Origin of the sequence: Pseudomonas sp. D4002, assembly GCF_013385665.1 — a bacterium.
Classification (GTDB): domain Bacteria; phylum Pseudomonadota; class Gammaproteobacteria; order Pseudomonadales; family Pseudomonadaceae; genus Aquipseudomonas.
Genome location: NZ_JACAPN010000018.1, coordinates 106,184 through 112,936, shown reverse-complemented (window position 1 = coordinate 112,936; position 6,753 = coordinate 106,184). Strand labels below are relative to the sequence as shown.

At 56.7% G+C, this 6,753-nt stretch carries 8 protein-coding genes; 5 read left to right on the top strand and 3 right to left on the bottom strand.

Annotated features, from left to right (window positions below; genetic code table 11):
* The 3 genes from HX824_RS12160 to HX824_RS12150 form a co-directional block, all read left to right on the top strand.
* Positions 1 to 545, top strand: a 545-nt coding sequence (locus HX824_RS12160; protein ID WP_177054594.1) for a ribonucleotide-diphosphate reductase subunit beta, incomplete at its 5' end; no start/stop codon positions are given.
* Between the two features lie 145 nt (positions 546 to 690).
* Entirely contained in the window at positions 691 to 1,404 is a 714-nt protein-coding gene (locus HX824_RS12155; protein ID WP_177054593.1) for an HNH endonuclease, read from the top strand.
* 71 nt (positions 1,405 to 1,475) lie between these two features.
* Positions 1,476 to 2,117, top strand: a complete 642-nt coding sequence (locus HX824_RS12150) for an HAD-IB family hydrolase (RefSeq protein ID WP_003211514.1) — start codon at positions 1,476 to 1,478, stop codon at positions 2,115 to 2,117.
* Positions 2,118 to 2,158: 41 nt separating this feature from the next.
* Here the strand turns inward: HX824_RS12150 and HX824_RS12145 are convergent, their stop codons facing one another.
* The 3 genes from HX824_RS12145 to HX824_RS12135 form a co-directional block, all read right to left on the bottom strand.
* Positions 2,159 to 2,563 carry a type II toxin-antitoxin system VapC family toxin gene (locus tag HX824_RS12145; RefSeq protein ID WP_008432929.1) on the bottom strand — a complete coding sequence of 135 codons (405 nt, stop codon included), beginning with the start codon at positions 2,561 to 2,563 and terminating at the stop codon, positions 2,159 to 2,161.
* A complete protein-coding gene (vapB, locus tag HX824_RS12140; RefSeq protein ID WP_003211510.1) occupies positions 2,556 to 2,795 on the bottom strand; it encodes a type II toxin-antitoxin system VapB family antitoxin in 240 nt (79 codons plus the stop codon). Before vapB ends, HX824_RS12145 begins: the two co-directional genes overlap by 8 nt.
* Positions 2,796 to 3,079: 284 nt before the next feature.
* Positions 3,080 to 4,039, bottom strand: a complete 960-nt coding sequence (locus HX824_RS12135) for a LysR family transcriptional regulator (protein WP_102369727.1) — start codon at positions 4,037 to 4,039, stop codon at positions 3,080 to 3,082.
* A gap of 262 nt (positions 4,040 to 4,301) precedes the next feature.
* Between HX824_RS12135 and argH the strand changes: the two genes are divergently transcribed.
* A complete protein-coding gene (gene argH / locus HX824_RS12130) occupies positions 4,302 to 5,729 on the top strand; it encodes an argininosuccinate lyase (RefSeq protein ID WP_134327176.1) in 1,428 nt (475 codons plus the stop codon).
* A 138-nt stretch (positions 5,730 to 5,867) separates the two neighbouring features.
* Positions 5,868 to 6,746: an amino acid ABC transporter permease gene (locus HX824_RS12125; RefSeq protein ID WP_003211504.1), complete on the top strand. Its 879-nt coding sequence runs from the start codon at positions 5,868 to 5,870 to the stop codon at positions 6,744 to 6,746.
* Positions 6,747 to 6,753 lie beyond the last annotated feature (7 nt).

The following is a 6,753-nucleotide window of genomic DNA, read 5'->3' as shown; positions in this document are numbered from 1 at the left end:
CGAAGTTCGAAACCGGCACCGTCGAGACCGACAAAGAGCTGCTGCGCAACCTGGTGGCGTACTACTGCGTCCTGGAAGGCATCTTCTTCTACTGCGGCTTTACCCAGATTTTGTCCATGGGCCGTCGGAACAAGATGACCGGCGTGGCCGAGCAGTTCCAGTACATCCTGCGGGATGAGTCGATGCACCTGAACTTCGGTATCGATGTGATCAACCAGATCAAAATCGAAAACCCGCATTTGTGGGATGCCGAGATGAAGGAAGAAGCGACCCAGATGATCCTGCAAGGGACTCAGCTGGAGATCGAATACGCGCGTGACACCATGCCGCGTGGGGTGTTGGGCATGAATGCGGCGATGATGGAGGACTACCTCAAGTTCATCGCGAATCGTCGTCTGTCGCAGATTGGTTTGAAAGAAGAATACCCAGGCACCACCAACCCGTTCCCGTGGATGAGCGAGATCATGGACTTGAAGAAAGAGAAGAATTTCTTTGAGACTCGTGTGATCGAGTATCAGACTGGTGGTGCGCTTAGCTGGGATTGATTCCTTAGCCAACTGAATAGCCCTGACTTGTTCAGGGCTTTTTTGTATTTGCAGAGTGCCAAATCCTACAGTCTCGTAGGAAATTTCGTAGACGTGCTAGTGGCCACTCAGTATCGTCCGAGGACTTTCTACCCTCGGCGACTGTATGGATATTACAAAAGACAGCATCGACTGGAGCGACGAGGAATTAGCCGCGGCAGTCGAGACCTACTTGAAGATGTTGGCGTTGGAGAAGAGCGGCCAACCCTTTAATAAAGCCCATGAAAACCGATTGCTACGTCAGGGACCAATCGCAGGTCGTACAGAAGGCTCCATCGAGTTTCGCATGCAGAATATCTCTGCGGTTCTGGTCCAAATGGGCCTGTATCGGATCAAGGGGTACAAACCTGCAAATAACGTGGGCTCGGGAGTAGAACAACAGATTCGCAAAGCCCTCACTGCCCTTCGTATATTTGAATCAGATGAAACAGCGCAAACTGCAGATGAACAAACCCTCGTCCGCCGAGCATCCAAGCTACTGCAGCAGCCCATCGAGAAGGTGCCGGACGGAATTGCGAAGCCACAGAAAGTGTCCATTGTCGGTACGGCTTTTGTTCGCGATCCCAAAGTACGCGCTTGGGTATTGAATGAGGCCAATGGCATTTGCGAAGGCTGCGGTTCAAACGCTCCCTTCGAAGTGGATGGCTTGCCATTTCTTGAAGTACATCACGTCAAGCACCTCGCCCAGAAGGGTTCGGATCGCATCACCAATGCTGTAGCCTTGTGCCCGAATTGCCATCAGCGTTGTCACCGATCAAGTGACCGCGGTGACTTCACCAAAGGGCTTTACTCGAAAATCGAAAGATTGAAAGAAGAGTAAACTTCTGTGGTCACAACTGATGTATTACCAAAATTACGAGATAGGACCGAGACCCGCCCGTGAACCCAGACATGCTCGAATCCGGCCCCTTGGATGCCAAAGTACTCTCCGTCTTTGACTTCGACGGCACCCTGACCCACCACGACAGCTTCGTGCCGTTCCTGAAGTTCGCCTTTGGTAAAGGCGAGTTCGTGCGCAGGATGGTGAAGCTGGCGGTGCCTGGCGCGCAGTTTCTGTTGCGCGTCATCAGCCGTGATGAGCTCAAGGCGCAGTTGATCCGCACCTTTATGACCGGCGTGGACAAGGCGTGGGTTCAGCAGAAAGCGGAAGCGTATTGCCAGGCGTATTGGAACAAGCTGATGCGCCCAACCGGGCTGCAATCGGTGGCCGATGAGGTGAAGTCCGGGGCGGTGGTGACGCTGTGTTCGGCGTCGCCGGCGTTGGTGTTGCAGCCGTTTGCGGATCGGCTTGGGATCCGGTTGATAGGCACTGAGCTTGAGGTGGTTGACGGAGTATTGACGGGCAAGCTCACCGGGAATAATTGCCGGTGTGAGAATAAGGTGCTTCGGCTTGAGGCGGTTTATGGGGATCTGGGGGAGTATCGGCTCAGGGCCTGGGGTGATACGCGCGGGGATCGGGAGTTGTTGGCGGCGGCGCAGGATGCGCATTTTCGGCATTTTCATGCGAAGAAGAAACGAATCAAGCAACGCTGAATCGCCTGGACGACCTATCTGTGTGCGCTGGATTGACTGCCTTAGGCGGCGATCCAGTTTTCCACGATCAAGCCATTCACTCGCTTGAACTCACCTTCGTTGTTAGTCACCAAGACCAATCCTGAGCTTCTGGCGTGGCCCGCGATGTGCAGGTCATTTACGCCGATTGGAGTGCCCTTCTTTTCGAGATCGGAGCGGATCGAGCCGTAGTGAAAAGCGGCCTTGTCATCGTAGTGAATGACGTCAAGCCGGGAGATGAAGTCCTCCACCGCCCGAGTATTTCTCTCAACAAACTGGCTTTTTTCGGCCCCGTGCATCAATTCCGCAAGGGTGATCGAAGAGATCACCATACGACCTACATTCGCATTGAATTTTTCCAGTATTTCCATAGGCCGACGCTTGATGATGTAGATCACGATGTTCGTATCAAGCATGTACTTAATCATCAAAGGACTCTCGCTCTTGCTGGATTTGGTCGGCGCGCTCCTCCATAAAATCATCAGATACCGATTCGCTTGCAAGGAAAAAGCTGTCCCAAGTGTTTTCAACCGGCGAAATAATCAGTTCGCGCCCCACGGCACGCACCTCTACAGTTTTCACCCCAGCGGGAAAACGCATGTCAGCAGGGATGCGGATATTTTGTGTACGGTTATTGGTGAAGATCGTTCCAGTAGACATAAGGAACACCTCTCAAGGCATGGGAAGACAGGTAAGAATGATAGTTTGCAGATGCTCTATTGCATAGCTCTATAGCAGCTACCCGACAAGCGTAGCCGAACAGGTAGCTGTTGGTGGCGGCGCAGGAAGCGCATTTTCATGCGAAGAAGAAGTTGGGCAAGTTGCGGCGGTGATGCGGGTGGATAGGGTCTGCGGGTAGACCGAGTTGATCCCATCGCAGCCTCGCTGGGGCTCGACAGCTCCCACAGGGGGTCTCTGTATGTCCTCAGGGTTGGATGAGCGGATTAGATTGGCGCTTTCAGATCCACGCCCAATGCCGTTGCGAAGGCTTTGACCAGCGGGCTTCGTGGGGCGTTGTGGCGCAGGATGAGGTTGAACGGTGTGCTCAGGTGGATCTGCTCCGGGCATAACACGCGCAGGCGCCCTTCTCTCACCAGCGGCGCGGCGTAATGTTCGGGGAGGAAGCCCAGGAAGCGGCCGGTGAGGATGAGGATGGCGACGGCTTCTACCTGTGAGGCCGAGGCGGACTGGCTGTCGTAGCTGACGAAGTTGGCCTTGTCGCTGTGGATCGCGTAACGATGGTTGACCACTTCATGCTGGCGCAACACATCTGCGTTGATGTCACTCGCTTCAAACAGCGGATGTCCGACGGCGCAGTACGCGTGGGACTTTTCTTCGTACAGCGGGAAATAATCGAATTCTTCCCGCCGCTGGTACACCGGGACGATGCCGACAATCAGCCGCCCTTCCACCACGCCCCGTTCAACTTCGTCCAGTTGCGAGGCATGCAGGCGTAATCTTATTTTTGGCGACTCTGTATGTAATCTTCCAAGCGCATTAATCAGCGGTGAATTAACGTCGGAGACGGTGTTATCAATAACGCCCACACTAAGGTCGCCGATCAGTTCGTTCTGTGCTGAACTAAGCTTGTCTCTGAAACTGTCTACCGAGGCAAATAATTCAATGGACGCTTGATAGACTAATTTGCCTTCTTCGGTCAGGCCAAACCCTTCCCGCCCTCGCGTACACAGGCGCATGCCGATGCGAATTTCGAGGTCGGAAATCTGCTTGCTGATCGCCGCCAGGCCCACATTCAGCTCGTTCTGCGCCGCGCTGAAGCCGCCCGCTTCGACCACAGCCTTGAACACCCGCAGCAATTTGAAGTCCAGGCCGCTGAGTTGCAGGGGCGGTCTTGTGCCGGGTTTTGGCGGTATGTTTCCAGAATTGGAAAGTGGGGTTTCCATAATACGTGTTGACCTCAAGTGCCATATTCAACAGGCTTTGACCTACTCCATGAACATCGCCGGGCGGCAATAATGAACATACTTAACCGCCCTTGGCAACCTTGAATATAGCGGGTTGAACAGCTTTTACCGGCTGATTTAACGCCCATAAAAACCTGACACTACGATCAGGACTTTTCGTTTTGCTACTGCCCTCCGAATCCATAAGGCCAAGCCACGTCCATCGGGCTTGTCACTTCTAAAAACAAGCGTGAGGAACACCATGTCTCAGCCCATCGATCGCCTCTGGGGTGCTCGTTTCAAGTCCGGCCCGTCCGCTGCTTTGGCGGCGCTGTCCCGTTGCCCCGAGCGCTATTTTCGCCTGACGCCCTACGACCTCGCCGGCTCCCGGGCCCATGCCCGTGAGTTGCAACGCGCCGGGTTGCTGGATGAGTCGGAAACCTTGCGCACCCTGGAAGCGCTGGACCGCATCGGTGAGGACTTTGCCGCTGGCCGCCTGCACCCGACGCTGGATGACGAGGATGTGCACACCTTCATCGAGCGGGTGTTGACCGAGCGTTTGGGCGCCCTGGGCGGCAAGTTGCGCGCCGGACGTTCGCGCAATGACCAGACGGCCAACGATTTGCGCCTGTTCCTGCGAGACCACGCGCGCACCATCACCACCGAGGTGTTGGGCTTGCAGCAGGCGCTGGTGGACCAGGCCGAGCAGCATATCGAGAGCATCTGCCCGGGCTTCACCCATTTGCAGCAGGCGCAGCCGATTGTGTTCGCCCATCACTTGCTGGCTCATGCGCAGTCAATGCTGCGGGACGTGCAGCGCCTGGTGGATTGGGATGCGCGTACGGCGTTGTCGCCGTTGGGTGCTGCGGCGATGGCGGGCTCGGCAATTGCTCGCCAGCCGGAGCATTCGGCCAAGGAGATGGGTTACACCGGGCCGTGCGAAAACTCTATCGATGCTGTAGCCAGTCGTGACCACGTGGCGGAGTTTCTGTTTGTGGCGGGCATGCTCGGGGTGAATATTTCGCGGCTGTCGGAGGAGTTTTGCCTGTGGTCGTCGCGGCAGTTTCGCTGGGTGCAGTTGGACGATGCCTACGCCACCGGTAGCTCGATCATGCCGCAGAAGAAGAACCCGGACATTGCCGAATTGGCACGGGGTAAAGCGGGGCGCTTGATTGGCAACCTGACCGGGTTGATGTCGACGCTCAAATCCTTGCCGCTGTCGTACAACCGCGATTTGAGTGAAGACAAGCACAGTGTGTTGGACAGCGTGGATACGTTGCTGCTGGTGCTGCCGGCGATGGCCGGGATGGTCGCGACGATGAAGGTGCAGGTGGAAGAGCTGCGGCGTCAGGCGCCGATGGGTTTCACATTGGCAACTGAGGTGGCGGATTGGCTGGCCACTCGTGGTGTGCCATTCAAGGAGGCCCATGAGATTACCGGTGCCTTGGTGCAGGCCTGTGAGAAGCATGAAATTGAATTGTGGGAAGCCTCGCCGGCGTTGTTGGCAGAGGTGGATACGCGGCTGACGCCGCAAGTGCGTGAGTGCCTGACCCTGGAAGCGGCGATTGCGGCGCGCAGTGGTTGGGGCGGTACGGCGCCGGATCGGGTGCGGGAGCAGATTGGGCGGTTGAAGGTGGCCCTGGCTGCGCAACAGAAGTGGGCAGAAAACTACACCGGCTTTCGAATTTAAAGATCGTTCCCACGCTCTGCGTGGGAATGCCTCTTGTGACGATCCGCGTCACGCTTTGGGGACGCAGAGCATCCCTTGCTGCATTCCCACGCAGAGCGTGGGAACGATCAGTGTATTCAGTTGTTTTGGAGAGTCACCATGAAACAAACCCCGGCAGAGCGCTTGCAAGCCGAGCGCCAGCAGACCGAGAACCAGTTCGATATCACCCAGTACGAGCATGTGCCGCGTCGCTATTACGGGCGGATGTTTTTTGCCACGTTGATCGTGATCGCACTGGCTGCCTTGCTGCGTGCATTCGCCAACGGCCAGATCGAATGGTCCTACATCGGTCAGTTCCTCACGTCCGAGGCGATCATCTGGGGCCTGGTGAACACCATCATCATGTCGATCCTGGCCATGGCGCTGGGCGTGGTGATCGGGGTGATCACGGCGATCATGCGCATGTCGGCCAACCCGATCCTGCGCTACGTGGCCATCACCTACACCTGGCTGTTCCGGGGTACGCCGCTGATTCTGCAACTGCTGTTGTGGTTCAACCTGGCGCTGATTTTCCCGGTGATCGCGATTCCCGGGCTGTTCAGCATCGACACCGTGGACCTGATGACGCCGTTCGTGGCCGCCCTCCTCGGCCTGAGCATCAACCAGGGTGCCTACACCGCTGAAGTGGTGCGCGCCGGCCTGTTGTCGGTGGACACCGGTCAGTACGAAGCCGCCAAGTCCATCGGCATGCCGAGCCTTCAGGCGCTGCGTAGGGTGATTCTGCCCCAGGCGATGCGGGTGATCATTCCGCCTGTAGGCAACGAGTTCATCAGCATGGTGAAAATGACCAGCCTGGCGAGTGTGATCCAGTACTCGGAGCTGCTGCACAACGCGCAAAACATCTACTACGCCAACGCCCGGGTCATGGAGCTGCTGATTGTTGCCGGCATCTGGTACCTGGCGGTGGTGACTGTTCTTTCATTCGGTCAGAGCCGCCTCGAGCGTCGTTTTGCCCGCGGCGCCGGCAAGCGCTCGTAAGCCCTGA

Excerpts from the sequence above, each read along its gene's own strand:
- HX824_RS12155 (WP_177054593.1), top strand. The coding sequence starts at position 691 with ATGGATATTACAAAAGACAGCATCGACTGGAGCGACGAGGAATTAGCC.
- HX824_RS12150 (WP_003211514.1), top strand. The coding sequence starts at position 1,476 with ATGCTCGAATCCGGCCCCTTGGATGCCAAAGTACTCTCCGTCTTTGAC.
- HX824_RS12145 (WP_008432929.1), bottom strand. The coding sequence starts at position 2,563 with ATGATTAAGTACATGCTTGATACGAACATCGTGATCTACATCATCAAG.
- vapB (WP_003211510.1), bottom strand. The coding sequence starts at position 2,795 with ATGTCTACTGGAACGATCTTCACCAATAACCGTACACAAAATATCCGC.
- HX824_RS12135 (WP_102369727.1), bottom strand. The coding sequence starts at position 4,039 with ATGGAAACCCCACTTTCCAATTCTGGAAACATACCGCCAAAACCCGGC.
- argH (WP_134327176.1), top strand. The coding sequence starts at position 4,302 with ATGTCTCAGCCCATCGATCGCCTCTGGGGTGCTCGTTTCAAGTCCGGC.
- HX824_RS12125 (WP_003211504.1), top strand. The coding sequence starts at position 5,868 with ATGAAACAAACCCCGGCAGAGCGCTTGCAAGCCGAGCGCCAGCAGACC.